Genomic DNA, 26,359 nt, shown 5'->3' on the forward strand with positions numbered 1-26,359 from the left:
ACCTTGATTATTATATCATAGAAAATACTTCTCGTATAGGCTACGGGAAAAAATTTTAGAATCTTGTGTTCACGCCCAATCCTGTCGGGGAACTTTGATCCGTACGGTGGTTCCTTTGCCAGGGGAGGAGCTTATGCTCAGTTCGGCACCGGCAGACCGGGCGCCTTCTTTCATGAAGTCCAGACCGAAATGGTGGCGGGAATCTCCCTCCTCAGCTGCAAGGTCAGCTTTTTCCTGCAGGTCAAAGCCTTTTCCCTCATCTTTGATCACGATATTGAGGGCATTGGCTGCATAGTTGATATCGATGCTGCCCTTTGTCTGGCCGGAATGATGCAGGATATTGCTCAAGGATTCTTGGACTGTCCGGTAAATCATGATTTCCACATGTTTGGGCAGGGGATATTCCTGGCCGTTGAGGCTGTAATCGATATGCAAGGTCTGTTTGTCTCTATGGGTGGTGCAGAGCTGGTGGATGGCAAAGGCCAGTCCCTTGTCGTCCAAGGCCATGGGGCGCATATCAAAAATCACCTGTCTGGTATCGGACAGACAATTCTTGATGTTGTCGCTAGTATCGTCGATGGCATGGGCAGTGCCTTCCAGATCACCGTCAGCCAGTGCCAGCTTGCAGATGCGCAGCTGCATCAGGGCTGCGGCCAGTCCCTGGGCGACAGTGTCATGAAGATTGCGGGAAATGCGCTTTCGTTCCTCTTCATGGGCCATGATCACGTGTTCGCCGATGGATTGGCATTTCTGTGTGAACTCGACCTGCTGGGTTATCTTGTTGAACTGGGAACTCAGATAGGTGGCAACAGAGCCGATGGCCAGTGTCATGTTTTCGGACTGCTCCAGCAATCCCTCCAGGCGGCGGAGACTGAGTTCCAGTTCATCCCGCTGCTGGCGCAGATGTTCTTCTTTTTGCCGGGCATACTGCAGCTTATCCAGCATGAATGCGACTTCGCCATACAGATCCTGCATATCTTCTGTAGAAAAAGCCTTGCTGGCAGCTGCCAGGCTCTGTTTTCCCAGCTGCGTCTTGTTTTCCAGATAATCCACATTGGCGATGACCTCAATCAGTTTTCCCTTTATGTCGGCAAGCTGCTTTCTTTGGAAATCCACCTCTTTGCGAGCCGCCTCGCTGATTGAAAACATCTGCGTCTTGTTTTTTTCTACGGTTTGCAGGGTTGTACGGTATATTTCCTTTAATTTCAACGTGTCGGCTGAAATTTTTTCGATGTCCTCCAAAGAGATCATCTCCCTTCTGATTTTGGTCAAATGTTTATTTTCGACGGGCAAGGCTGATTTTCCTTTTCTGGCGGAAGAGGTATTGCCCTCGTACGGAAAAAAGCGTCCTCAATCGGAGGACGCTTTCTGAGCTTGTATGGCAGCTATCTTATGGCGCAGTTCTATCTCATTGAACGCCATCAGGAATTCAATGCCGTAGATGATGAAGCTGACAATGAATTTGAACCATACGAACAGGGCAAACAACCCAAAGAGAGAGCCGTAGGCAATGCCCATGCCGGGGATGAGTGTCATGCACCAGCTGTAGATGCCTGTAGCTGCCAGCCAGAGGAAGGTGACGAGAAGAGCGGTGATAAAGGCCTGCCGGAAGGGCGGCGTATAGGAATGGGGGGCGAAGATATAGAAGCCGGTGAGCCATACCACCAGAACGACGAAGGGCAGGAATACCCGCAGGAAATTCCATAGCGTGAGGAAAAAGGCGGGGAAGTGGCTGCTTTCGTTGAGAAGATAGACCAGGGAATTGCCAAAGACGGGCAGCCCCAGGGAAAGGAAGATGACCACCATCAGGCCGAAGGTGAAGATGATGCCTTTGGCATATATCAGGATATTATGGCGGTCGTCACGGGCCATGGCCGCAGTATTGGCATAATCAAGGCTGTCTGTGGCTCTGGTGAGGATCACCAGCCCCTGAACGAAGCTGTAGAGGGAGAAAAGCCCTGTAACCCACATCCATAGCGTGCTGCGGCTGTCCATGATGCGCTTGATATCACCCATCAGGGGCCCCGCCATGCGGTCGGGCAGGTAATGGGCTGCCATGCCATAAAGTGCATCCACCTGGGTGGCCATGACAAAGAGCATCAGATTCACCGTGAAGACCAGGAAGGGCAAAAATCCCAGCAGGAAGTAATAGGTCGTGCCTGAGGCCATATCAAACCAACTGGAAATGCGATGGTAATCGATGAACCGCTGATAGAAGAAGTAAAGCGTTTCCCAAAGGGGCGTAAGCCGCTTCAGCAGGCTTTGCACCAGTTTATCCATAAAGTCTCACCTTGCTTTGCTTATGTTTACTATTAAGTATACCATAGGAGAGCACTTATTGGCGGTCAAGAGATGCGGTGATCTGCAGAAAATCTGCCGGAGGCGGGGTGGTGATGACCAGTTCCTTTTGTGTCATAGGATGTCTGAAGCTCAGGCGGAAGGCATGGAGGGCCTGCCGCTGGATCAGATCCATATTGCCGCCGTAGAGGTCATCACCTAATAAGGGATGCCCCAGGTGGGCCATATGGACGCGGATCTGATGGGTACGGCCGGTTTCCAATTCCAATTCGATCAGGGAAAGTTTGCCATTGGTCTTTACGGTGCGGTAATGGGTGCGGGCGTCCTGACCTTCCGGGGAAACCTTGCGCAGGATGATGCTGGGCAAGGACCGGGCAATAGGGGCATCGACAATGCCGTCGGCAGGCGTCAGTTTCCCTTCAATAATAGCCTGATATTCCCGTTTGAAATTCTTGCAGCCCTTGGGGGAGAGCAGGTATTGGATCTGGGGTTCCTTGGCCACCAGCAGCAGGCCACTGGTATCCCGATCCAGCCGATGGACGGGATGGAAGGCATGGGCCTCGCTTTTGGCGGCGAAATAATGCATCAGCGCATTGCCTACGGTGCCATGGCTTTCCTGCGTGGTGGGATGTACGAGCTGTCCGGCTGGCTTATTGATGACCAGCAGCCATTCATCCTCGTAGCGGATATCCAGTGGCAGGTCCTCGGCTGCGATGTCTGAGGGACGCAGGATATCATAGGTAATGATATCGCCAGTTTTCACCTCACTGCGGGCGGCATTGCAGATTTCGCCATTGATGGCAAAGGTGCCGGAATTCTTGATGCGCTTCCAGATGGTATTGGATATGCCTTGGTTCGCTTTTAAAAACGCCCTGACCGGCATAGAGGTCAGGGCGTCAGCAAGCGTTACTTCAATACGTGTCATTTGCTTTCCGTATCATCGGGATTATCGTCAGCTACAGGCTGATGGAATTTCGCAATCAGCTGGAAAGCCAGGGACAGGATGATGGCCACAACCGTAGCTAGGGACATGCCCTTGAGGGTGATGGTACCAATGGTGATGCTGGCAGTGGACACACCGAGGCCCAGCACGATAGCCGTGAGCATCAGGTTCAGCGGATTGTTGTAGTCGATATTGCTTTCCGCCAGCACGCGGATACCGGAAGCAGCGATAACACCGAAGAGCAGCAGGGAAACGCCGCCCATGACCGGCGTCGGGATGCTCTGGATCAGAGCTGCCAGCTTGCCCAGGCAGGACAGGACGATGGCAAAGACGGCTGCGCCGCCGATAACCCAGGTGGAGAACACTTTCGTGATGGCCAATACGCCGATGTTTTCACCGTAGGTGGTGTTCGGCGTGGAACCGAAGAAGCCGGAGATCACCGTGGAGATACCATTGCCCAGGATGGAGCGGTCAAGTCCCGGATCTTTGGCCAGGTCAGCACCCACGATGTTGCCCGTGACGATCAGATGACCGACGTGTTCAGCGATGACCACGAGGGCCGCCGGCAGGATGATCAGGATGGCATCGAGATTGAATTCCGGCGTATAGAAGGTGGGCAGGGCGAACCAGGGAGCAGCTTCCACGCTGGCCAGATCCACCAGGCCGCAGGCTGCAGCGATGATATAACCGCCGACCACACCCAGGAGAATGGGGATGATGGCGAGGAAACCGCGGCAGGCCACGGAAGCAAATACCGTAATGGCCAAGGTGATCAGGGAAACGAAAATCGTAGTGCTGTCACCTTTGCCCGTAAGGCCGGCCATATCGGCAGCTGTAGGCATGAGTTCCAAACCGATGACGGCCACGATGGCACCCATGGAAGCGGGCGGGAAGAGCACGTCAATCCAGTGGGTACCCACGGCCTTGATGAGGAGGCCGACAATACAGAACACGAGACCGACAGCGATAAAACCGCCTAAGGCTGCTTCGTAACTGTACTGGCCAAGTACCAGGAATACTGGGGACAGGAAGGCGAAGCTGGAGCCTAAGTAAGCGGGAATCTTTCCTTTACATAAGGTCAGGTACAGCAAAGTGCCAATGCCGTTGAAGAGCAGTACGGTAGCCGGATTCACATGGAAGAGAATGGGCACCAGCACCGTGGAGCCAAACATGGCGAAGAGGTGCTGCAGGGAAAGCGGCAGGGTTTCAAGCAGTGGCAGGCGCTCACTGACACCGATGGTACGGTTTTGCAAAATGATACACTCCTTAAAATAAATGGGTAAATAAATCTCTAATACTATAGCACAAAAGGGACTTATGTCCAATAATAGGTTGCTTGCAATTAAAAACCGAAAATATTTATCATTTTGCGAGCGAAAAATTCTCTAAAATGGTATCTTTGTAACATGAAAAGTAAAATGTGTTTCTTGCAAATGAACAATTTTACATAATTTGACGAAAATTTATAGACATGTGCCTTTTTTTAGGGTATAATATGTTTCGATTAAACATCAAGTATACAAAAAAGAAGCGTTCCGTGGCCTGCGGATTTGTTTCTTATGAAAGTTTAGGGGGAGAGTTATGGCACTTATTGTAAAGAAATTCGGTGGCAGCTCGGTAGCGACCACGGAAAAAATCATGAATATTGCCAAGCGCGTCTTAGGTGAGAAGCAGCCTGGGGACAAAATCGTGCTGGTGGTTTCTGCGATGGGCGATACCACGGATGATTTGATTGAGTTGGCGGAAGGGATCACGAAAAATCCCTATCAATATACAAGAGAGATGGATATGCTCCTGACCACGGGTGAGCAGCAGTCTGCTTCCCTGATGGCCATGGCCTTCAAGACCTTGGGACAGGAAGCTGTATCCCTGACCGGCCCCATGGCTGGCGTGCAGACTAACGATGTTTACACGAAGGGTCGTATCAAGGATATCCAGCCGGAACGCGTGCATAAGGAATTGGATGCAGGCAAAGTGGTGGTCATCACGGGCTTCCAGGGGGCAAACTCTCTGGGCGATTATGTAACGCTGGGCCGTGGCGGCTCCGATACATCTGCCGTGGCTATCGCCGGTGCCCTGAAGGCAGATTCCTGTGAGATTTTCACGGACGTGGATGGCGTGTATTCTGCTGATCCGCGCATTGTCAAAGGCGCCCGCAAGATGCATGAGATCACCTATCATGAAATGCTGGAAATGGCCCGCTTAGGTGCTGGTGTCATGCAGCCGCGTTCCGTGGAAATGGGTGAATACTTCGGCATTCCTATTCATGTACGTTCTACTTTTACGACTGATACTGGTACCTTTATTAGGGAGGATTATACGATGGAAGATAAAGATTTTGTGATCAGGGGCGTTGCCCATGATGAAAAAGTAGCTAAGATTGCTGTTCTGGGCATTCCCAATACGCCGGGCATTGCCCATGAGATCTTCTCCGCACTGGCTGATGCCAACATCGATGTGGATATGATCGTGCAGAGCATCCGCAATATTGAGAAGAATGTCACGGATATGGTATTCACCGTAGCTGCCGGCGACCTGGCTCAGGCCAAGAAGGTGGTAGACGGCGTAGCCGACAAGCTCAGCGCTGTGGCTGTGCTGATCGAAGAAGATGTGGCCAAGGTTTCCATCGTTGGCGCTGGTATGCTGGGCAATCCGGGTACAGCTGCCCGCATGTTCGGTGCGCTGTCCCAGAAGGGCATCAACATCGACATCATCAGCACTTCGGAAATCAGCATTTCCTGCCTGATCAAGGGCAGCCAGCTGAAGGAAGCCGTCAACGCAATCCACGACGAGTTCTTCCCGAAGAACTAATAGAGTTTGCCTTCCCTTTCGGGGGAAGGTTTTCTTTTACTACGAAATTTTAGTCAGTCAAGCCGATAGGCGCAGAATGACTTAGATTTCGTGTAAGTGCGTAGATTGTAGTCAATTTCGCAAAAATATTGTATACATACACATGTATGGGTAGACAGGACAGAAAGAAACAGTTATTATATTACCTGTGAGTAGATTTTAGGTCTTAGTAAATGTTTATGGTGTTTGAGAGGAGAGCTTGTTTATGACAATGGCAGCCAGCCATGCGGCAGATAAGAAGTTACGGGATGCGATTTTTGGAGCCACGGCGGCCTGCAACAAAGCAGCAGAAAAACATGGTTTGGATAAGGTTACCAATGCCACCATCGGCATGATGATGAATGATCAGGGCGGTTTGGCCGTTCTGCCTACGGTGGAGAAAGTTTACCGCAATCTGCAGACGGAAGAGATGTTCCGCTATGCTCCGATTGCCGGTCTGCCGGCTTATCTGGCCGAAGTGGAGAAGCTGTTCTTTGCTGACAACCGTCCGGAAGGCTTCATTGCTTCCTGCGCTACCGCCGGTGGCACCGGGGCTATCCACCATGCTGTAGCCAACTATGCAGAACGGGGCACGAAGGTGCTGACCTCTGACTGGTTCTGGGGCACTTATAACGTCATCTGCAACGAATGCGGCTGCAAGCTGGTCAACTACAAGCTCTTCGATCAGGACAACAATTTCAATATCTCCGCCTATGCAGACAAGGTAGCGGAAATCTTCCAGGAACAGGACAGCCTGCTGGTCATCATCAATACGCCGGCTCACAATCCTACGGGCTTCAGCCTGACGGAAGAGGATTGGGATCAGGTTCTGGCCCTGGCCAAGAAATATGCTGCCAAGGGCAAGAAGATGAGCATCCTGGTGGATATCGCTTATATCGACTTCGCTGGCGAGAAGAATGAAGTTCGCCGCTTCATGAAGAAGTTCGGTAATCTGCCGGAAAACATCTTCACCATGTTCGCCTTCTCCATGTCCAAGGGCTATACGGCTTATGGCCAGCGCACCGGTGCTCTGGTGGCTGTATCCTCCAGCGAAGATGTCATCACGGAGTTCCAGGATATCAACAAATACACGAGCCGTGCTACCTGGTCCAATATCAACCGCGCAGCCATGACCACGCTGGTGAAGATCCAGCAGGACGAAAACCTGCGTACCCAGTATGAAAACGAGCGCGACAGCTTCTATAAGACCATTCAGAAGCGCGCGGAAGTCTTCATGAAGGAAGCCAAGGAATGCGGCCTCAATGCCCTGCCTTATAACGGCGGTTTCTTCCTGTCCGTACCGGCTGCAGATCCGCAGGCTGTCTGCAACAAGCTCCATGACGACCTGATCTTCGCTGTACCTTTGAAGATGGGCGTACGCGTTGCTGCCTGCTGCGTAGCGGAAGAGAAGATGCATGGCGTTGCTGCCAAGGTTCTCAAGGCTCTGCAGGCTGTGGAGAAGTGGTAAGACATCAGTTTGACCGGTCAGATTGACCGTCAGCTGTGAGAATTTTCCCGAACGAAAATATTTTTTTACGAAGGACAACTCCTCTATATAATAGTAGGAGTTGTCCTGTTTTTTTGTATATGTGAAAATTTGCGGTTGAACCACAGGACAAATGATGTTATAGTAAACTTGTGTGTATGTGATATTTCTTTCGGGAGGACGCAGAACAGTATGTTTAAATTCAAAAAAAAGGACAGCGAGTTCTTTGACCTGTTCGTGGAAAGCGCCAATTATTTCTATAAGGGTGCGCTGATGATGGACGAAGTTATGCTGGATTACAGCAAGGCTACGGATAAGGTCAAGGAGATCATGGATCTTGAACATGAGGCGGATCGTATCAACGATGCCATTATTGACAAGCTTAATCTCACCTTTATCACCCCCATTGACCGGGAAGACATTTATGCACTGGCTAACGGCCTTGATGATGGCGTGGATTACCTGCAGGGCACGCTCCAGCGCATCGTGATGTATCGCACAGGCAAGGCTATGACCGGTGCTGTTTCCCTGACGAAACTCTTGATTGAAGCGACGGAGGAAATCATCCGTGCGTTCTCCCTGTTGAAGGACATTCGCAAAAATCAGGCGCAGATTCTCGATGCCACCCATAAGATTGCCCAGCTGGAAAGCGAAGGCGACCGGGTGTATCGTCATGAAGTGGCCTATCTCTTTGACAAGGAAAAAGATCCCATTGAATTGATCAAATGGAAGGATATACTGGAAAAACTCGAAGACACACTGGATCATTGCGAGAAACTGTCGGATATGATTCGGGGAGTGGTAATGAAGTATGCATGAGTTACAGCTTTTAATCTTTACGGTCATTGCGCTGGCCTTGCTCTTTGACTTCATTAACGGCTTCCACGATACGGCTAATGCCATTGCTACGGCAGTGTCCACAAGGGCAATCCATCCCAGCCATGCCATTATGATGGCGGCAGGCCTGAACTTCATCGGTGCCATGTACAGTACCGGCGTGGCTAAGACCATCGGTGCGGATATTGTCAGTTCCGCCCAGATGGTGGACGAGCATGTGCTGATTGCGGCGCTGGCCGGTTCCATTATCTGGAATGTGCTGACCTGGTGGTTTGCCGTGCCCTCCAGTTCGTCCCATGCGCTGGTGGGCGGTATCATCGGTGCCGTGATGGTGTCAGTGGGTGAGCAGGGCTTGAATTTCTGGGGCATCGGCAAGATTGTCCTGTCCCTGATTGGTTCACCGATTATCGCCATCTGCACCGGCTGCGTGGTCATGCTGCTGCTCTTTCGGATTTTTGGCGGCTTCAGCCCTTCGGCTGTCAACCACAAGTTCAAGAAGATGCAGATTGTTTCCGCAGCTATGATGGCCTTTTCCCATGGTTCCAACGATGCTCAGAAGTCCATGGGTATCATCACGCTGGCCCTGTTGGCCGGCGGTTATATCGGTGAGTTTGAAGTGCCGACTTATGTCAAGGTGCTCTGCGCTACGGCAATGGCTCTGGGTACAGCAATGGGCGGACGGCGGATCATCCGTACCATTGGCGGTAAGATCTTCAAATTGGAACCCATTTCCGGCTTTGCCGCAGACCTCAATTCCTCGACGGTTATCTTCGGGGCAACGCTGCTGCATCTGCCGGTCAGTACCACCCATGTGGTGTCCGGTTCCATTATGGGTGTAGGCACAGCCAAGCGTGTCAATGCGGTAAGATGGGGCGTGGCCCAGCAGATGGTTATGGCCTGGGTTTTGACAATCCCGTGCACGGCATTGATGGGGGCGCTTTTCTACAAGATTGTTTGTATGTTTATGTAATATTCACACAATTTTATAGCCAAATTGAGACTTAAGTGTTACAATAAAGAGTAATACTTAAGTCTTTTTCTTTTTTATTGGCAAATGCGCAGTGGGTACTTTTCTTTGGCGCAAAGAAAAGTACCCAAAAGAAACAGCGGACTGAAATCCCATCCAGGGATTTACGCCCGCAGGCGCCCTTTCTTGGGCGCCGGGGGGGAGCCGAATTCGTGGTTCTTGCAGGGATGGGGTGATGGTTATGGCAATGGTTGAACTGAAAGATTTGGCAGAGATAGCGCAGAAGGATTATGCTTCGGAAATTGTGGCTGGTCTCGTCAATAATGAAATCCGGGATTTGCAGAGTGAGATTGACACGTCAGGTAAGGTTGGTTTTATTGAGCTGAATACAGGACGGGGCTGGAAGATTTACCGGCGTACGGTGATGTTTGTGCTGTTTACGGCAGTGCATGAGATGTTTCCGTCGGTGGAGGTGGTGGCGCAGTTCAGTGCCAATAAGGGGCTGTTCTGTGAGCTGAAGCATTTCCATGATTTAAGTGAGCATGGGGTGGGGCTTATTGAGGCACGGATGCGGGAAATCATTGCCGAAGACCGGCCCATTGTGAAGATGAAGATGGAAAAGGCGCAGGCGGTGCGGATCTTCAAGAATAATCGGCAGATTGAGAAGGCCAATCTGATCTCTTCCCTGAATATGGAAATGGTCAGTCTCTACCAGTGCGGGGCGTTCTATGATTATCTCTATGGGGTGATGATTGGCCATACGGGCAGCCTTGACCGTTTTGCCCTGGATTTTGAAGCGGGAGGAATCCTGCTGCGGATTCCGGATGTGGATACGGAGGGGAAAGTGCGGGAGCGTCTGCCCCAGCCGAAGCTCAGTCAGGTCCTGGCGGAATCCCGGGAGTGGGCGGCGGCCCTGCGGTGCAATTTCGTGCCGGATCTCAATCGCATCAATCGCCATGGAGAAATCGGCGAACTGATCCGCATTTCCGAGGCCTTGCAGGAAAAGCGCATTGCTCATATTGCTGACCATATTGCTTCGCACAAGGACACGATGCGGCTGATCCTGATTGCCGGGCCATCCTCTTCCGGTAAGACTTCCTTTGCCCAGCGGCTGCGGGTGCAGCTCAGGGCGGATAAACTCATGCCTGTATCAATCTCATTGGATGATTATTTTGTCAATCGGGAGGATACGCCCCGGAAGCCTACGGGGGAATATGACTACGAGTGTCTGGAAGCTTTGGATGTGGAGCTGTTCAACCAGCATATGCTGGCACTGCTGGCAGGAGAGGAAATCGTCCTGCCCCGGTATAATTTCCTGACTGGCTCTCGGGAGTGGGATGATACGCGGCGGCTGGCAGTGAGCCGGGAGCAGCCCATCATTGTGGAAGGGATTCATGGACTCAATGAAAGGCTCAGTGAATATGTGCCCCATAGCCGCAAGTTCAAGATCTATATCAGCGCCCTGACACAGCTCAACATAGACGCCCATAACCGCATTGCGACAACGGATGCGCGGCTGATCCGCCGCCTCGTGCGGGATTATCAGTTCCGGGGTTCCGGCGCACTGAAGACCTTGAAGCAGTGGCCTGATGTGCGGGCGGGGGAGGAGAAGAATATTTTCCCCTTCCAGGAGGAGGCGGATGTGATGTTCAATTCGGCCTTGATCTACGAGCTTGGCATCCTGAAACGCTATGCCTATCCGCTGTTGCAGAACGTGCCCAAGGATATTCCGGAACATGCAGAGGCCAAGCGTCTGCTGGATATTCTGCAGTATTTTGATGACATCACGGAGGAAGATGATGTACCGAATAATTCCCTGCTCAGGGAGTTCATTGGCAAGTCTGTTTTCTTTAAGTGACTGATGAGGGGCTGCAAAAGCCCCTTTTGGGTGTTTTGCGTCATATTAGAGGATTTTGGGCCTTGTCTGCCGAAAGTATCGAACATAGGTTTATGAGGAGGATGAATCTTATGTGGAAAAAGAAATTGACGGCACTGGTGCTGGGGGTAATGCTGGCTTTGCCGGTATCAGCCGGGGCTTCAGTGCAGAAGGATGGTGTCCATATCACCATCCTGCATACCAATGATATCCATGCCCGGGTGGAAGGTAATGCGGAGCAGAAGATTACTGGCATGGAATGGATTGCCGGCGGCATCCGGGCACAGAAGGCCGCCGATGAAGATACGCTGGCCTTGGACGGTGGGGATACCTTCCATGGCCTGCCCATCATCAATTTGAGCAAGGGGGCCAATATGGCCGTATTGATGAATCTGGCTGGTTATGATGCCATGACGCCGGGCAATCACGATTTCAACTATGGGGAAAAACGTCTGCTGGAATTGGCGCAAATGCTGAACTTTCCCATACTGAGTGCCAATACTTATGACAAGGAACAGAAATCTTATCTGTTCCGTCCTTATAAGAGCTTTACCTTCAATGGTGTGAAGGTTGCGGTGATCGGTCTGACCACGCCGGAGGTGGCCTTCAAGACCAATCCTGCCAATGTGACGGACGTTTTTTTCGGCAATCCCGTCACTGCCGCCAAGGATATGATGGCGAAATTACGGAAAAACCATGATGTGGTCATCGGCCTGATGCATATGGGCGTGGACAAGAGTTCGGAGTTCACCTCTGAGCGTATTGCCAAGGAAGTACCGGGATTTGACGTCATCATTGACGGTCATAGCCATACGATGCTGCCCAAGGGCTTGCGTGTAGGCAGGACGCTGATCTGTCAGACGGGCTGCTATGATAATGAACTGGGCAAAGTTGAACTGGTGGTAAAGGGACACAAAGTGCGCAAAGCGGAGGCCAGTCTGTTGGATGAACAGGCTGTGGAAAAACTGGCTGGCCAGCCCGATGCCGGTGTGCAGCAGGCATTGACGGAAATGAAGGCGCAGACGACCAACGAGTTGAATAAAGTCGTGGCTGCCAGCCCCCGCACGCTGACTTCCGCCCGGGAAATCGTACGTACCCGGGAATCGGAACTGGGGAATCTGACGGCGGATGCCCTGCGTGCAGTTACGGGTGCTGATGCGGCCTTTGCCAATGGTGGCGGCTTGCGGGCCGACCTGCCCCAGGGAAAGATCACCAAGGGAACGATCCTTACGATATTCCCCTTTGGCAATACGGTGTGCAAGGTTGAATTGAAAGGTGAGACAATCAAGGCGGCGCTGGAACATTCTGTAGAATATGTACCAGCCTCCTTTGGTGGTTTTATGAATGTCAGTGGCCTGACTTTTGATATGGACAGCAAGGCCCCGGCGGGAAGCCGTGTCAGCAATGTCAGGATCAATGACCAGCCCCTTGAGTTGAACAAGGTTTACACCGTGGCGATGAATGATTTTACTGCTGCAGGCGGTGATGGCTATGATATGCTGAAAGGTGCCAAATTATTGGGGGTATACGGCGCACTGGAGGATATTGTGGTGGAATACATCCGCACCCATGGCGTAAAGGACATTGAGGTAGGCAGGATAACGGATAACGTACATGTGAAATAAGTATTGCGGCCATTTCTGAGTGGCGCAGAGTCATAGGGATAGCTTTTTTACAAGCTGGAGAATATCTGGCTGTCAAAGAGTTATCCCTTTTTGTGTTACACTAATTTACTAAAAAACAGTATTTATAAGAGACTGTGTTTATTTTTATATTGACAATAATAATCAATGCTGATAATATAAACACCATGTGATTGATAATGATTATTAATTACGAACATGATTCAATAATGAATTGCATTCATATTTTGGAGGATTGATTAGAGAATGACAGACAGGAAAAAGTTGGCAGGATGGGTTATGTTGGGAATTTTAGCAGGAGGCAATGTATGGACAACAGATATGGGGACTGTTGCTGCTGCGGAGAAGACGGCACAGGAGAGCATCCGCCTAAGTGACAGCTTTGTGCGGCCCGACTACGTGGAGGTAGAGAAGCTGCGGGACACTAAGCAGATTATTGTCATTACCAAGAAGGACATGGAGGAAAAAGGCTATAAGAGCATTTCCGATGTGCTCAAGGATCAGCCTAGCGTCAATGTGGGGGCAACGGGCTGGGGCCAAGTGGACATTCGGGGCCAGGGCAGCGATCAGGCCACCCGTAACATTCAGGTTTTGGTGGATGGCGCACCTATCACCACCATGGTGAATCATCCTCTGCCCAATAATTACGACTATGTGCCGGTGGAGCAGATTGAAAAAATCGAGATTATTCCCGGCGGTGGTTCTGTTATCTACGGCAGCGGGGCAGCCGGTGGTATCATCAATATCACCACCAACCTGCGGTCTCTGCAGAAACCCCGCAGCAGTGTGAATACGGAATGGAATTCCGATGGCTATCGGGCCAGCGTGAATTATGGCACGAAGGTGGGAAACAAGACGGCAGTTCAGGCGGGATTTGCCCGGCTGGATCGGGATTTGTTCTTCGTGAATACCTATCGCAAGAGCAATTATGCGTATGGTGGTTTCCGTTATGATGCTGACCAGGATCACAGCCTGACTTTCCGTTACAGTCATTTGGATGAGGACAGCAAATTCCTGCAGAATGTGAGCCGTTGGAAAATCGATGCCTATGGGCATAACTATCGGCCAGATAAGAATAGTGATTATTTGAACGGGGACCGGAAGCTGGATACATACAATCTGAGTTACAATCAGAATTTCGGGACGAAGCTGAAGTACAGTGGGGATTTCTTTTATACGGACGGTTATTACACCAATACGAAATTCTTTGACGGGAAGATGAAGACCAAATCTTATGGTTCCCGCATGCGTCTGGATTGGGCCTATGGGCAGAATGATTCCCTGCTGTTGGGGGTGGATCTCTTTGAGCAGGAGTCACATCTGAAATATAAGACCAGCGCTCGTAGTAAGCTGATGGATTTCAATTATGATAAGACTACAGAAGCATTATATCTGCTGAACAAGATGAAGCGGGGACGGCTTACCTACACCCAGGGCCTGCGTCGGGAAAAGCTTATCTGGAAGTTTGACAAGGATGGCGGCACGGCAGCCCGCCCCATTGGCGGCGTGGATTCCTCGAATCGTTGGAATACCGCCGGGGAGCTTTCGGTAGGTTACAATTACAGTGATTGGGGGAAGGTTTTCCTGCGCTATGAGCGGGGCTACACCAGTCCTGATGGTTTGCAGATCTGTGATGAAGTGTATTCTGACCGGAGCAGGAAAGTCTATGCCGCCACTGATGCGCAGGAGGAACGTTATAACTTGTGGGAAATGGGGTTGCGGGATAAATGGGGCGCTTCTACGGTAAGTCTCACCTTGTTTGCCTCGGAGACGAATAATGAGTTGGAGCGCCCTTATTTCAAGGGAGCCTATGGCTGGGAGTACAAGACCTACAACATGTACAATACCAAACGCCGGGGGGTGGAGACCAGCTTCTCTCAGCGTCTGGGTAAGCTGCGTTTGCAGGAAGGCTACACTTACCTCCATGGCCGCCGGGATTATACCGCTCAAGGCCGGGCTCTGATGGCCGCTCATGGGGAGAATGAAATTGACTTCACGAACAGTGGACTGAAGGCTGTGCCGCAGCATAAAGTCCTGCTGACAGCAGATTATAAATTCGACAAACAGTGGAGTGTCAATGCCAAGTATACGTTCTTTGGCAAGTATAACAACTTCATCAAGGAAAGCGATCGCCATGAAGATGGCAATATTGTCCATTCCTATGGTTTGCTGGATTTGGGCTTCAAATTCCAGCAGAATAAGGATCTGACCTGGTACGGCGGTGTCACCAATGTGCTGGGCAAGGACTACTATGAGTATGATTCTGCTGGCGGGGCCACGGCGACGTTGGTTCCCGGTGCAGAACGCACATATTTTGTAGGTATGAATTATAAATTCTAAAGGAAAGAAAGGAAAATGATCATGGAATTTTTTGCACTGTTTCAAAAAGGGGGGCTTGTCATGTACCCCATCATGCTGGCTTCCATTATCGCACTGACCATTGCTTTCGAGCGTTTTGCCTATTACCGCAGGGAAACCTTGAAGACGGAAGATTTCTCTGTTCAGCTAAATAAGTATCTGCAAGCTGGAGAACAGGAAAAAGCAGAATCGCTCTGTCAGGAGGGCGGCGCACCAGGAGAGGTGCTGCTCACGGCCATGGCTGAAGAAAAATATGGCAGCCGGGAGGAAGTTGTGCTGGCTGCGGCTAAACGTAAAGCCTTGGAATTGCGTCAGTATCTGGAGTATCTTAGCGTCATCGTTACGATGGCGCCGTTGCTGGGGCTTTTGGGAACCGTGACAGGTATGATCCAATCCTTTTCCGTGCTGAATGTGGCGGACGGAGAACCCTTTGCCATCACCGGTGGTGTCGGGGAAGCTCTGATTGCTACAGCTACGGGACTGCTGGTGGCGATACTGTCTTTGTGCCTCTACGCTTATCTTTCCCATCAGGCCAATGCCATCATCGCTGATGTGGAATATGTGTCCACCATGTATATAGCAGCAGGAGGTCAGGACGATGCGCATTGATTTGACCGCCCGGGAGGAAAAGCCCCGGCTGATGATCATCCCCATGATCGATATCATCTTTTTCCTGCTGGTGTTCTTCATGATGAGCATGCTCACCATGGTGGTGCAGAAAAGCGTACCGTTGACTTTACCTCAGGCCAGCACGGCCAAAGTCAGCATGGTGGAGAACATTCCCATTACCGTCACGGCAGACGGGGCGGTGTACTATGAGCAGGAGAAGATGAGCCTGGCAGATCTGGAAAGCCGTCTGTGGCAGCAGAAGCAGCAAGGGGAAGTATCCGTCATCCTGCGCGGTGATGCAGCAGCGGATTACGGCAAAGTGGTACAGGTCATGGACATGATAAAAAATCTGGGCATCAGCAAGGTTTACATCGCTACAGATACAAAGGGATAATGGATGAGATTAGGATGAGAATGCGAAGCTGGAAGTTTTATTTTAGTATGGCTGCTGGTATCCATGGGCTTTTATTGGCCCTGCTGGCTTTGGCTGGTCTTAACTGGCTGGCCGGGGAGCAGGAGGAAAAGCCGGCCATTGAGGTGGGCTTTGTGGCGGAAGCCGCTGTGTCCGGCATGGCTGGCGGCAGTGAAGCCACGGGCAGCAGTGGCGGCAAGACAGGCCCGGCCATCAAGACCGCATCGGTGGCAGCGGTAGAAAAGCTCCAAAGTCTGCGGGGCCATTCCCCGGAAGCGCCTGCGCAAAAGCAGGAAATAAAAGCAGCGGATAGTGAAGCCGCTATTGCCGAAGCGGCAGCGGCTTTGGAAGCTCCTGCCGGCAGTGCTTCGGCTGAGGCTGGGGAGAATGCTGGCGGCTCGGGCGATGGTGATAGCGGTAGCCACGGCGATGGTGGTGAGTCTGGCGCAGCCACAGGTTCTGGCGGCAGCGGCACAGGCACTTCGACGGGGCTTGGCGCTGGTTTCACGCCTAACGGGGATGGTACCTATACGGCGGCTAGCGCGGCGGGTATCAGCTATCAGTTGCTGCGGGATGCCAATGCGGTGTATCCGGAGGAAGCCCGCAGCATCGGTTACAGCAATGTGGTGGAAGTGGTGGCCCGGATCATGGTGGGGCTGGATGGCAGCGTGGAAAGCGTCACCATCCTGAACAGTCCGCCAAACTTGGGGTTCCGGGAAGCTGCCCAGGAAGCTTTGTGGAGCATGCGCTTTGCTCCCATTTACTATCAGGGGGTAAATATCCGGGTGCCCTTTGAAAAACATTTGATTTTTCAGCCATAATGGGTGAGGAAGATGGAGAAAGAATGTTATGAAGTTAGATCAGTATTTACAGGAATTGACGGCGGCCAAGCGGGAAGTGTTATTGGGCAGAGATACTGCTGATCCGTTGCATCAGGCCTTTGCCAGCAAACGGGTGGTGCATGCGGGCTTGATTGGCGGGCCAATTCCTCCAGCGGAGCAGCAGAGGGCCTATCAGGAGGCTTTGGGCAGACCGGCGGACTTGAATCGTCAGCATGCTCTCTATATCCACATTCCCTTCTGCCAGACCAAATGCCTCTACTGTGGTTTTTACCAGAATGCCAGCAGGCAGGAAGTGGAGGACACTTATGTAAAGGCCTTGTTGGGCGAAATTCAGATGGAAGCGAAGAGTTCCCAGCTGGAGAAAACTGCTATTGATTGCGTCTTTATCGGTGGCGGCACGCCTACCTCCCTGTCAGCAGCCAATGCCGCAGCTCTGCTGCAGACCATACAACAATCCTTCAGACTGGCGGAAAATTGTGAGGTGACACTGGAAGGCCGGATTCATGATTTAGTACCGGAGAAAATAGAGACCTGGCTGCAACACGGCGTCAATCGCATTTCGCTGGGCGTGCAGTCCTTTGATACGACTTTGCGTCAGCGCATTGGCCGCATTGATACCCGGGAAGAGGTTCTGAAGCGGCTGCAGCTTTTAAAGTCCTATGATGTGACCGTCATTGTGGATTTGATTTACGGCCTGCCGGGGCAGACTATGGATATGTGGATGCGCGATGTGCAGACTTTGGCAGAAGCTGATGTGGACGGTATGGACCTGTATCAGCTGAATATCTTCCCGGGCGGTCCATTGGATAAGGCGGTGAAGAATGGAGCTGTGCCCGCTTGTGCCGATATTGCGGGACAGGCAGATATGTATGTGACAGCCCGGGATTATCTGCTGGGGGAAGGCGTGGAGCGCCTGAGTCTCTGCCATTGGCGGCGCACGAAGCGCGAGCGCAGCCTTTATAACACCATGGCCAAGGCTGGTGCCGATGTTTATGCCTTTGGCTGCGGAGCTGGCGGCCATTTCGGCGGCATCAGCTGGATGAACCAGCGGAACCTGACAGCCTATCAGCAGGATTGGGAAAAAGGGCAGAAACCGATCATGATGGCCGGTCATCAGGTGGAGGCAAAACTCGGCCGGATTTGTGATGGTATCATCAGTGATCTGGAAAAGGGCTTTGTGGATTTTCGGCGGCTGCTGATTGCTGACAGTCGTTTGGAAGAATTAGAGCAGGTGCTTTCGCTATGGAAGGAAAGAGGCTTGTTAGCAGAAGATCTGGGGATTTACCGGCTGACTAAAGCCGGTGAGTTCTGGTATATCAGTCTGACGCAGAGTCTGGTGGAATGTGTGCAGGTATTGCTGGACGAGGAGGCGGAAGCTCCCGCTGAGGAAATAAATGGCAAGACAACAGACGTGTTGGATGAAGTATTGGCGGAAATGCTGCCAGAGGCCAATGCTGCCAAACGTCAGGAGCTGGCCAGTAAGATCCCTGCTGCCGTGCGCATGATGTTGCGCCGGTCCAGCAAAGAAAAACTGCGGAATATGCTGGCTGGCATGCCTGCGGCGATGCGGGAAAAAATGCTGGCGAAGGCAGGCGTATGATGCTTTTAAAATGATAATGAGTATTAATATGAAAGGCGGATGAGCATGGAGTTCGTGATGGCGCTTAGAGGCAGACGGCAAGGGCGGAACTTATTTTTACGCCCTTTGCCGCTATCCTGCATCTGTCATATAGTGGGTATGGGCGGAGTCTGTCTGTTATACAGCTTTTTGACGCCTCCGGAGCCTGTGCAGATCACACCGGAAATTCAGGTGGAAATGGTGGCGGCCGGGCAATTGGAAAGCGGCAGCGGCCTGCAGGGAGTAAAATCCATGCCCGCCATCAGAAATCCTGTGGCCGCTCCTGTGTCCAACCTTCATAGGCAGATTGTCAGCGGAGAAAACGCGCCAGCGGATGCTGATCCTGCCAGAGCTGATGCTGCTGGGCCTGTCGATGGTGCAGGTCCGGCGGTGGCAGCAAGTGAAGGGGGCAGGGGAGCAAATGGCAAAAATAGTCAAGCTGGTGAAGCGACTGGTACGCTTGGTTCCTCAGCAGGTGGTGACAGCGGTGCAGCTGTGACACCTAGTGAACCTGCTCCCACGGAAAGCCTGGGCAGCATTGCCGCCCGCTTTGCCGCCCGGGTGGAGGCCAACAAGGAATATCCTTATATGGCCATCAAGCGGGGGCAGAGTGGTGTGGTCAGTGTCACGGTTACGCTGTTTGCAGATGGTGGTCTGGAGAGCGTCTATGTCAGCGGTTCAGCAGGCGTAGGTGTCCTGGATAACGCGGCCCTGCAGGCCGTGCGCAGTTCCTGTCCCTTTTCCCATGGCGCAGGCCGGAGCATAACCATGACAGTACCTATACATTATGACTTGCAGTAGAGATATGGAGGATGAGATGAAAATATTACTGACGTATTCCAGTAAGACGGGCAACACGAAGAAAGTGGCAGAAGCAATTGGTGAGGCCCTGCAGCTTAGGGCAGTCCCCGTGGAGGAAAATCCCAATCCTGCCGGTTATGATCTGATTATCGCCGGTTACTGGGTGGATCGGGGCACAGCTGATGCCAAAATGAAGGATTATCTCAGCCGTTTGACGGGACAGAAGGTGGCGCTCTTTGCCACGCTGGGGGCCGAAGCCGATTCAGAGCATGCGGCCAACTGTCTGACAAATGGTGCTGCGCTTTTAGGTGAGGGCTGCGAAGTGGCAGGCAGGTTTATCTGTCAGGGGAAGGTGGCTGAAGAAATGGTGGAAATGATGAAAAAGATGTTCCCGGAGGGGCACCCCCATGCCATGACACCGGAACGGTTAGCCCGTATCGAAAAAGCTGCCAGCCATCCCGATGAAGCGGATCTGGCGGCGGCCAGAGAATATTTCAGCCAGCTCTGCCTGGGGGTACAGTAATATGGAAGCAGCAATGAAAAGCTGCGCCATGAGTACCAGCCATCCCCGCAGCCGCAAGCGCTTGCTGGCGCTGGCCTTGGGAAGCGTGGCATTGGCGCTGGCCATTTTGACCAGCATCTGCCAGGGCGTGGCGGCGTTTTCGCCTGGAGAAGTCCTGCAGATATTGCTGGAGGGCGGAGCCAGTGAATATTACAATATCCTTTATCATATCCGCCTGCCCCGGCTGATCACGGGAGTCCTGACCGGTATAAATCTGGCATTGGCCGGCTGCATCCTTCAGGGCATCCTGCGCAATCCCTTGGCCGACCCCGGGATTATCGGAGTCTCGGCAGGGGCTGGACTGGCAGCCATGGTGGTGATGATTGTTTTCCCGGACAGCACTTCGCTGGTGCCCTTGGTGGCCTTTATCGGAGCCATGGCTTCCGTGGCATTGGTCTTTTCCCTGGCTTGGGAAAACGGCGTACAGCCTCTGCGCATGGTGCTGGCCGGTGTGGCGGTGGCCGCATTCTTCGGCGGGGCCATGACTGCCCTGATGGTCTTTTATTCCGACCGGGTGCAAGGAACGGTAAACTGGATGGCGGGGGGCTTTGCCGGCCGCAGCTGGAGCCATGTCCATATGGTACTTCCCTATACTCTTCTGGGGTTGGCGGGCACTTTTCTGGGCAGCCGCTGGCTCAACGCCTTGCAGATGGGGGAGGATACTGCCCGCAGCCTGGGTGTCAGAGTGGAGAGGGTGCGCCTGTGCCTGCTGATACTGGCAGCACTGTTGGCGGCTTCGGCGGTCAGTGCCGCCGGTATGCTGGGCTTTGTGGGATTGGTCATTCCCCATATGGTGCGATTGGTGACAGGCTCAGACTTCGACTACCTGTTGCCCGCTTCAGCTCTTTGGGGGGCGGCGTTGGTAGCAGGGGCTGATGTGGCAGCCCGGGTGGCTTTTGCTCCCATTGAAATTCCCGTGGGGGTATTTATGTCCTTTATCGGTGCGCCTTTTTTTCTTTATCTGTTGAAAAAGGGCATGAAGGGGAGGCACTAGGATGAATGTGCAGGAAATTGTCTTGCAGGCTGACCACCTGCGTCTGGAATATGGCCGGCAGCTGGTGGCTGAGGACTTGAGCCTGACGATTCGGCGGGCTCAAATCACGGCCATCATCGGGCCGAATGGTTCCGGCAAATCCACTTTGCTGAAGGCCATGGCCCGGCTGCTGCCACCGGCGGCAGGCCGCCTGACCTTGCTGGGAAAAGACCTGTGGCAGCTGTCGGAGAAGCAGGCGGCGCAGAAAATCGCCTTTATGCCTCAAAGCGCCATATTGCCGCCGGATTTGACGGTGGCGGAGGTGGTACGCATGGGAAGGCTGCCCCATCGCAGTTTCTGGAGTTCTTTTCAGGCGGCGGATGAGGAAATCTGCCAGCAGGTCATGGAACTTACGGGTTTGACGTCATATGCCCAGCGGCCGCTGGGCTCCTTGTCCGGAGGAGAACGCCAGCGTGCCCGGCTGGCGTTGGCCCTGGCTCAGCAGCCGGAAATCCTGTTGCTGGATGAACCCACCACCTATCTGGATATCCGGCATCAGCTGGAACTGATGAATATCGTACAGGAACTTCATCGGAGTTTAGGGTTGACAGTACTCATGGTACTGCATGACCTAAATCAGGCCGTCCGTTACAGTCAGCGGCTTGTGGCCCTGAAAAAAGGCCGCATTATCGCCGATGGTCCGGTGGTGGATGTGTTTGACAGCGAGCTGGTACGGGAGCTTTATGGCGTGGAAAATGAAATCAAGGCAGTGGAGGTCCATGGCCATGTTGAGCATGTCTTTTTCCCTGCTGCTGTCTGTGGAGAGGTTTAAATGTCCATTATCATTGAGAATGTAAATTGTTCTCGTAAAGGGCGGGAAATTCTGCACAATGTTTCTTTGCAGGTGCAGGCAGGGGAAGTCATGGGACTCTTAGGACCGAATGGTGCCGGGAAAACCACTCTGATTCGTCTGCTGTCCGGCCTGGCCAGGCCCGATAAGGGCCGGATCATGATACAGGGGGAAAATGCCGCTGACCGCAGCGTGGCCTTTCGCCGCCTGTTGGGGCTGGTTCCGCAGGAGAACAATTTTGAAAGCGAGTTGACCATTGAGCAGAGCATGCTTTGTTATGCCAGGCTCTATGGCCTGCCTGATCCGGCAGGTCAGGTGGAGGCAAGCTGTGAACGCTTTCGCATCGGGAACTGGCGGCAGAAAAAGCCGGACAAGCTTTCCGGAGGCATGAAGCGACGGGCCATGATTGCCCGGGCCATGCTGCCTGATCCGCAGGTGCTGCTGCTGGATGAACCCAGCGTAGGACTTGATCCGGATATGCGTCAGGAAATCTGGCAGCTGTTGAAAGGCTTGCAGGCAGAGGGAAAGACCATCCTGCTCACCACCCATTATATGGAGGAGGCTGAGGCGCTTTGCAGCCGCATTGCCTTTTTGCGTGGGGGACGCCTGCTCTATACAGGCACCTGCACGGATATGCGGCATTGGCTTTCCCCGCAAAGGGCAATCAGCTTGGAAGATGCTTTTGTGGAGCTCAGTCATGGTCAGCTGGCACAGGAGGTGAGCTGATGCTTAGAGGTTTTTCCGCCGTGTTTTATCGGGAAATGCAGATGCTCATCAGCCGGATTGGCGGGCTGGGTTATCTTTTTTCCGGCCTGCTTTTCCCCATGATTTACCTGCTGGCCTTTGGCTGGGGGCTGGGGGACAGGGTGGCGGTGGCCGGTGGCTACTTTGCTTATCTGGCCAAAGGCATGCTGGCCATCACCGTCATGATGAACGGTTTCCAGCAGACGGCCCTGTCCGTCAGTGCCGCCCGCTTTTATTACCGCAATTTTTCCACTTTGCGCCTGAGTCCCATCAGCGATAGTGCTCTGGTTTTTGGCATTGCTTTGGCGGGAACGGTGCGGGCGTTGGCTGCAGCGGCGGTCATCTTTCTGACGGCCCGGTTGTTTTGGGGGTTGGAAATTCTATCCCTGCCGGGGCTTGGGGGACTGGTGCTGACTGCCTTTGCCTTTGCGGCCTTTGGGGTGGCGGTGGGACTGTCTATCAAGGGGCAGGAGCAATTTTCCATCATCATCAATTTTTTTATCACCCCGATGACTTTTTTCTGTGGCTCCTTTTTTCCCGTGGCCAATCTGCCAGACGTGGTACGGCAGGTGGTGCAGTACATGCCCCTGTCTTTGACCAATCAGCTGCTGCGGGCGGACAGCTTCGGGGAAACCAGTTTGTGGGAGACTGGCCTGCTGCTGGTCATAACCCTGTGCACCTACGCTTATGGCGTATACCGTGTGCATGATTACAGTGAATTTTAAGTTCAGCAATTCGGGACAAAACGTCCCTTGCAATAGTCGTATTCCTAGAGATTTTAGAGAAAGAGGATTTGCATGATCAGAAAACTTGCCAAGAAGAAACACGCGTTGTTAGTTGCTGTTGTTATCGGTGCGGCTGCCTGTGGACAGGCTGACGCAGCGGACAGCATCCAGACACGGGATGTGGTGGTGACTGCCTCCCGCACGGAGCAGGAAGTGAAAGAGACTCCCGCTGCTGTGGAGGTAATCACCAAAGAGGACATCGAAAAGATGGGGGCTGAGAACTTAGCCCAGGCGCTGCAGCTGGCTACGGGCATCAATGTGCTGGAAAACGGCATGGTGGGCAATCAGTCTTCCCTGCGAGGCATGAATACCAACCAAACCCTCATTCTCATTGACGGCCGCCGGGTGCGCACGGAAAATACCAGCGAGACTCAGAATTACTACGAGCTGCAGCGGGTGAATATGGACAGAGTGGAGCGCGTCGAAATCGTTCGGGGAGCCGTGAGTTCCCTTTATGGTTCTGAGGCTCTCGGGGGCGTGATCAATATCATTACGAAAAAACCGGGTACCCAGGGGGGGACGGTGAGTGCCGATTGGACTTCCCGCCAGAAGGATGCAGGGTTCCGTTATGATTTGGGCAAGAATGGCAAATGGGCCTGGGCTATGAATGGCAAGGTCAGCGACATCAAGCGGCGTATGAGCGGGGCCTCCTCCAACCAGTACGGGAAAAAGTATTTCTTCGGTCTGGATGGACGCATGGATGTGGCAGCTAACAAGCAGTTGGATTTCTTTGCGGATTTCCTGTATGAGGATCTCTATATGATCGATTCGGCTGCTGCCGGTACGGATTATGACCATCGCCGGGCATCCACGGGGCTTAAATATTCCGGCAAGGATAAGCAGGGCGACTATGAGATGCAGGTCTACTACACCTATTTTGACAAGGACCAGCGTACCCGCAACCGTAACACCAATGCACTGACCAGTTTTGATGATATGACCTTTAACTCCTATGTGGCAGATGGCAGACGCACCTTTAATCTGGGGGATCAGCATATCCTCACAGTGGGCGGCGAATATCGCCAGGAAGATTACGAAAGCACCCGCATCAAAAAGGGCAATGCCCGCACCGTCACCCGGGAAGGCATCACCAATAATATTTCCAAGGTGACCATGGATTATGGTGCTTTGTATTTGCAGGATGAGTTCATGGTTACGAATAAATGGCTGCTGATTCCCTCGGTGCGTTGGGATCACAACAATGACTTCGGTGATGAAGTGACGGGGAAGCTGGGTACTACCTACAAGCTCAGCAAAAATGCCCGTTTCAAGGCTAACGTAGGTTCTGCATACCGTGCGCCAACGGCTTCGGAACTCTATTTCAATTGGCAGCATACGCCAACCGCTATTATGACGGTGAATATCCAGGGAAATCCTGATCTGAAGCCAGAAAAATCCCTGAACTTCGATTTGGGACTGGAAGCGGAGCATGGGAATACTTCTGGTAAATTCACGTATTTCCACAATAAGGTAGATGACCTCATCAATCTCAACACTACGATAACCCGGGCTATGGTGCCCGGTGCCGGCATGCGCATGACGGCCAACGGCCGGTATGAAAACGTGGACAAGGCCACGGTGCAGGGGCTGGAACTGGAGGCTAAGCAGAAGTTGGGCAAGGCCTTCACCCTGCGGAGCACTTATACCTATCTCGATGCTCGGGACGATAGCACCAATGCCTTCCTGACAGGGCGTGCCCGTCATAAGACTTCCTTGCAGCTGATGTATGTGGATGCGCAGCATGGCTGGGATGCGACGCTTTGGAATGACTGGCTGACGGGCTATCACTACACGGAAAGCAGCAAAGCGAAAGAGACTGGCGAGAGCATCATGAATTTGGTGGTGAACAAGAAGTTCAATAAAACCGTCAGTGCTTATTTTGGCATCAACAACCTCACCAACCGCAAAAATGATGTGCTCTACTACGATGGACGCATCTGGCGCGGGGGTGTGAAGGTGAATTTCTAAAGGAGATATCATGCGCAAATTCATGGCAATTTTTGCCTGTTTTTGCCTGCTGGGGGCAGCAGCTTTTTTCCTGCTGCCTCAGGCTGGCTTGGCAGGCCATCAGGAAAATACCCGGCTGGTGACGGACAGCACTGGCAGGGAGGTCAATATCCCCCAACATCCCCAACGCGTGGTTATTCTGAACGCATCCAATATTGATTTGTATGTGGCCGCTGGTGGTGGGGAGACCATTGTGGGCAAAGCTGCGTCCAAGGCCCTTTCGCCGCAGGTCATGAAGGCCACAGAAAAGGCAGCCGAAGTGGGCATTATCCACTCTCCGGACGTGGAAAAGATATTGAGCCTCAAGCCGGATCTGGTTGTCGGCACAAATGTCCCCTTCCATACCAATCTGGCTGATACTTTGGCACAGGCGGGGATTCCCCTCTATATCCAATCTTTGGACAGCATGGAAGAGCTGACGTCTGCCTTGCAATTTTATGGCACGCTGACCGGCGAGGAAGCCAAAGCACAGGCGACTGTGACGAAGCTGACAGCGTCTATGGCAGAGATCAAGGAACGGACGGCAGGGAAAAATCCCCCCAAAAGCCTGATTGTCTTCGGTTCGCCGGACAGTTTCAATATGGGGACCGGCAAATGCTTTACCGGCAGTCTCCTGAATGAGCTGGGGGGCGGCAATATCGCTGACCAGGCGCAGGGAGAGGGCGGCTATCTGCCCATCAGCATGGAATTCGTCGCCCGGGAAAACCCGGAGGTCATCTTCATCATCATGCACGGTCAGGCTGAGGAGCTGGAAGCCAAGATGCGTCAGGAACTGGCTGGCAGTGAGGCATGGCAGAATATTGCTGCCGTACAGCAGGGGAGGGTATATATTCTGCCTTACGAATTATTCGCCGTCAATCCCGGCGTAAGGGCTGCGGAAGCTTTGCAGGTCCTGGCAGAGGATATGTATTCCCAATAA

General features: G+C 52.7%; 23 protein-coding genes. 19 read left to right on the forward strand and 4 right to left on the reverse strand.

Annotated elements, in window-relative coordinates:
• Positions 1 to 69 precede the first annotated feature (69 nt).
• The 4 genes from SELR_RS05920 to uraA all read right to left on the reverse strand — a co-directional run bounded on the left by SELR_RS05920 (position 70) and on the right by uraA (position 4,494).
• Positions 70 to 1,242 (reverse strand): sensor histidine kinase, encoded by a 1,173-nt coding sequence (locus SELR_RS05920; protein ID WP_158645773.1) that lies wholly within the window; start codon positions 1,240 to 1,242, stop codon positions 70 to 72.
• 108 nt (positions 1,243 to 1,350) lie between these two features.
• On the reverse strand, positions 1,351 to 2,280 hold the full coding sequence (locus tag SELR_RS05925) for a YihY/virulence factor BrkB family protein (protein WP_014424302.1): 930 nt from the start codon (positions 2,278 to 2,280) through the stop codon (positions 1,351 to 1,353).
• Between the two features lie 55 nt (positions 2,281 to 2,335).
• On the reverse strand, positions 2,336 to 3,223 hold the full coding sequence (locus SELR_RS05930; protein ID WP_014424303.1) for an RluA family pseudouridine synthase: 888 nt from the start codon (positions 3,221 to 3,223) through the stop codon (positions 2,336 to 2,338).
• Positions 3,220 to 4,494, reverse strand: coding sequence for a uracil permease (gene uraA / locus SELR_RS05935; RefSeq protein ID WP_014424304.1), 1,275 nt, complete (start codon positions 4,492 to 4,494; stop codon positions 3,220 to 3,222). Before uraA ends, SELR_RS05930 begins: the two co-directional genes overlap by 4 nt.
• A 328-nt stretch (positions 4,495 to 4,822) precedes the next feature.
• On the opposite strand from uraA, the gene SELR_RS05940 reads away from it, so the two are divergent.
• The 19 genes from SELR_RS05940 to SELR_RS06030 all read left to right on the forward strand — a co-directional run bounded on the left by SELR_RS05940 (position 4,823) and on the right by SELR_RS06030 (position 26,359).
• Entirely contained in the window at positions 4,823 to 6,052 is a 1,230-nt protein-coding gene (locus tag SELR_RS05940; protein ID WP_014424305.1) for an aspartate kinase, read from the forward strand.
• A 244-nt stretch (positions 6,053 to 6,296) separates the two neighbouring features.
• A complete protein-coding gene (locus SELR_RS05945; RefSeq protein WP_014424306.1) occupies positions 6,297 to 7,538 on the forward strand; it encodes an aminotransferase class I/II-fold pyridoxal phosphate-dependent enzyme in 1,242 nt (413 codons plus the stop codon).
• 210 nt (positions 7,539 to 7,748) lie between these two features.
• Positions 7,749 to 8,375: a DUF47 domain-containing protein gene (locus tag SELR_RS05950; protein ID WP_014424307.1), complete on the forward strand. Its 627-nt coding sequence runs from the start codon at positions 7,749 to 7,751 to the stop codon at positions 8,373 to 8,375.
• On the forward strand, positions 8,368 to 9,363 hold the full coding sequence (locus SELR_RS05955) for an inorganic phosphate transporter (RefSeq protein ID WP_014424308.1): 996 nt from the start codon (positions 8,368 to 8,370) through the stop codon (positions 9,361 to 9,363). The genes SELR_RS05950 and SELR_RS05955 overlap by 8 nt, the downstream gene beginning before the upstream one ends.
• Before the next feature lie 244 nt (positions 9,364 to 9,607).
• The gene (locus SELR_RS05960) at positions 9,608 to 11,218 is read left to right on the forward strand and encodes a nucleoside kinase (protein ID WP_014424309.1); all 1,611 of its coding nucleotides are present in this window, start codon (positions 9,608 to 9,610) and stop codon (positions 11,216 to 11,218) included.
• A gap of 110 nt (positions 11,219 to 11,328) precedes the next feature.
• Entirely contained in the window at positions 11,329 to 12,861 is a 1,533-nt protein-coding gene (locus SELR_RS05965; RefSeq protein ID WP_014424310.1) for a bifunctional metallophosphatase/5'-nucleotidase, read from the forward strand.
• A gap of 297 nt (positions 12,862 to 13,158) precedes the next feature.
• Positions 13,159 to 15,219, forward strand: coding sequence for a TonB-dependent receptor (locus tag SELR_RS05970; protein ID WP_014424311.1), 2,061 nt, complete (start codon positions 13,159 to 13,161; stop codon positions 15,217 to 15,219).
• 21 nt (positions 15,220 to 15,240) lie between these two features.
• Complete coding sequence (locus SELR_RS05975) at positions 15,241 to 15,846, forward strand: MotA/TolQ/ExbB proton channel family protein (RefSeq protein ID WP_041914614.1); 606 nt, start codon at positions 15,241 to 15,243, stop codon at positions 15,844 to 15,846.
• A complete protein-coding gene (locus SELR_RS05980; protein WP_014424313.1) occupies positions 15,836 to 16,240 on the forward strand; it encodes an ExbD/TolR family protein in 405 nt (134 codons plus the stop codon). The genes SELR_RS05975 and SELR_RS05980 overlap by 11 nt, the downstream gene beginning before the upstream one ends.
• 14 nt (positions 16,241 to 16,254) lie before the next feature.
• Positions 16,255 to 17,079, forward strand: coding sequence for an energy transducer TonB (locus SELR_RS17665; protein ID WP_158645774.1), 825 nt, complete (start codon positions 16,255 to 16,257; stop codon positions 17,077 to 17,079).
• A gap of 28 nt (positions 17,080 to 17,107) precedes the next feature.
• Positions 17,108 to 18,700 carry a heme anaerobic degradation radical SAM methyltransferase ChuW/HutW gene (gene hutW / locus SELR_RS05990; protein ID WP_014424315.1) on the forward strand — a complete coding sequence of 531 codons (1,593 nt, stop codon included), beginning with the start codon at positions 17,108 to 17,110 and terminating at the stop codon, positions 18,698 to 18,700.
• A 186-nt stretch (positions 18,701 to 18,886) separates the two neighbouring features.
• Complete coding sequence (locus SELR_RS17670; protein WP_158645775.1) at positions 18,887 to 19,519, forward strand: energy transducer TonB; 633 nt, start codon at positions 18,887 to 18,889, stop codon at positions 19,517 to 19,519.
• A 16-nt stretch (positions 19,520 to 19,535) separates the two neighbouring features.
• Positions 19,536 to 20,042, forward strand: coding sequence for a flavodoxin family protein (locus tag SELR_RS06000; RefSeq protein ID WP_014424317.1), 507 nt, complete (start codon positions 19,536 to 19,538; stop codon positions 20,040 to 20,042).
• Position 20,043: 1 nt separating this feature from the next.
• On the forward strand, positions 20,044 to 21,075 hold the full coding sequence (locus tag SELR_RS06005; RefSeq protein WP_014424318.1) for a FecCD family ABC transporter permease: 1,032 nt from the start codon (positions 20,044 to 20,046) through the stop codon (positions 21,073 to 21,075).
• Between the two features lies 1 nt (position 21,076).
• Positions 21,077 to 21,886 carry an ABC transporter ATP-binding protein gene (locus tag SELR_RS06010; protein WP_014424319.1) on the forward strand — a complete coding sequence of 270 codons (810 nt, stop codon included), beginning with the start codon at positions 21,077 to 21,079 and terminating at the stop codon, positions 21,884 to 21,886.
• A complete protein-coding gene (locus tag SELR_RS06015) occupies positions 21,887 to 22,630 on the forward strand; it encodes an ABC transporter ATP-binding protein (RefSeq protein ID WP_014424320.1) in 744 nt (247 codons plus the stop codon). It begins immediately after the preceding gene.
• Positions 22,630 to 23,373: an ABC transporter permease gene (locus tag SELR_RS06020; RefSeq protein ID WP_014424321.1), complete on the forward strand. Its 744-nt coding sequence runs from the start codon at positions 22,630 to 22,632 to the stop codon at positions 23,371 to 23,373. The genes SELR_RS06015 and SELR_RS06020 overlap by 1 nt, the downstream gene beginning before the upstream one ends.
• Positions 23,374 to 23,445: 72 nt before the next feature.
• Complete coding sequence (locus SELR_RS06025) at positions 23,446 to 25,401, forward strand: TonB-dependent receptor plug domain-containing protein (protein ID WP_014424322.1); 1,956 nt, start codon at positions 23,446 to 23,448, stop codon at positions 25,399 to 25,401.
• A 10-nt stretch (positions 25,402 to 25,411) separates the two neighbouring features.
• The gene (locus SELR_RS06030; RefSeq protein ID WP_014424323.1) at positions 25,412 to 26,359 is read left to right on the forward strand and encodes an ABC transporter substrate-binding protein; all 948 of its coding nucleotides are present in this window, start codon (positions 25,412 to 25,414) and stop codon (positions 26,357 to 26,359) included.

It is taken from the genome of Selenomonas ruminantium subsp. lactilytica TAM6421 (genome assembly GCF_000284095.1).
Lineage (GTDB): Bacteria > Bacillota > Negativicutes > Selenomonadales > Selenomonadaceae > Selenomonas_A > Selenomonas_A lactilytica.

Bases quoted from the DNA above. Each gene is read 5' to 3' on its own strand.
- SELR_RS05925 (WP_014424302.1), bottom strand. From the start codon at position 2,280: ATGGATAAACTGGTGCAAAGCCTGCTGAAGCGGCTTACGCCCCTTTGG.
- SELR_RS05930 (WP_014424303.1), bottom strand. From the start codon at position 3,223: ATGACACGTATTGAAGTAACGCTTGCTGACGCCCTGACCTCTATGCCG.
- SELR_RS05940 (WP_014424305.1), top strand. From the start codon at position 4,823: ATGGCACTTATTGTAAAGAAATTCGGTGGCAGCTCGGTAGCGACCACG.
- SELR_RS05945 (WP_014424306.1), top strand. From the start codon at position 6,297: ATGACAATGGCAGCCAGCCATGCGGCAGATAAGAAGTTACGGGATGCG.
- SELR_RS05950 (WP_014424307.1), top strand. From the start codon at position 7,749: ATGTTTAAATTCAAAAAAAAGGACAGCGAGTTCTTTGACCTGTTCGTG.
- SELR_RS05955 (WP_014424308.1), top strand. From the start codon at position 8,368: ATGCATGAGTTACAGCTTTTAATCTTTACGGTCATTGCGCTGGCCTTG.
- SELR_RS05960 (WP_014424309.1), top strand. From the start codon at position 9,608: ATGGTTGAACTGAAAGATTTGGCAGAGATAGCGCAGAAGGATTATGCT.
- SELR_RS05965 (WP_014424310.1), top strand. From the start codon at position 11,329: ATGTGGAAAAAGAAATTGACGGCACTGGTGCTGGGGGTAATGCTGGCT.
- SELR_RS05970 (WP_014424311.1), top strand. From the start codon at position 13,159: ATGTTGGGAATTTTAGCAGGAGGCAATGTATGGACAACAGATATGGGG.
- SELR_RS05975 (WP_041914614.1), top strand. From the start codon at position 15,241: ATGGAATTTTTTGCACTGTTTCAAAAAGGGGGGCTTGTCATGTACCCC.
- SELR_RS05980 (WP_014424313.1), top strand. From the start codon at position 15,836: ATGCGCATTGATTTGACCGCCCGGGAGGAAAAGCCCCGGCTGATGATC.
- SELR_RS17665 (WP_158645774.1), top strand. From the start codon at position 16,255: ATGAGAATGCGAAGCTGGAAGTTTTATTTTAGTATGGCTGCTGGTATC.
- hutW (WP_014424315.1), top strand. From the start codon at position 17,108: ATGAAGTTAGATCAGTATTTACAGGAATTGACGGCGGCCAAGCGGGAA.
- SELR_RS06000 (WP_014424317.1), top strand. From the start codon at position 19,536: ATGAAAATATTACTGACGTATTCCAGTAAGACGGGCAACACGAAGAAA.
- SELR_RS06005 (WP_014424318.1), top strand. From the start codon at position 20,044: ATGGAAGCAGCAATGAAAAGCTGCGCCATGAGTACCAGCCATCCCCGC.
- SELR_RS06010 (WP_014424319.1), top strand. From the start codon at position 21,077: ATGAATGTGCAGGAAATTGTCTTGCAGGCTGACCACCTGCGTCTGGAA.
- SELR_RS06015 (WP_014424320.1), top strand. From the start codon at position 21,887: ATGTCCATTATCATTGAGAATGTAAATTGTTCTCGTAAAGGGCGGGAA.
- SELR_RS06020 (WP_014424321.1), top strand. From the start codon at position 22,630: ATGCTTAGAGGTTTTTCCGCCGTGTTTTATCGGGAAATGCAGATGCTC.
- SELR_RS06025 (WP_014424322.1), top strand. From the start codon at position 23,446: ATGATCAGAAAACTTGCCAAGAAGAAACACGCGTTGTTAGTTGCTGTT.
- SELR_RS06030 (WP_014424323.1), top strand. From the start codon at position 25,412: ATGCGCAAATTCATGGCAATTTTTGCCTGTTTTTGCCTGCTGGGGGCA.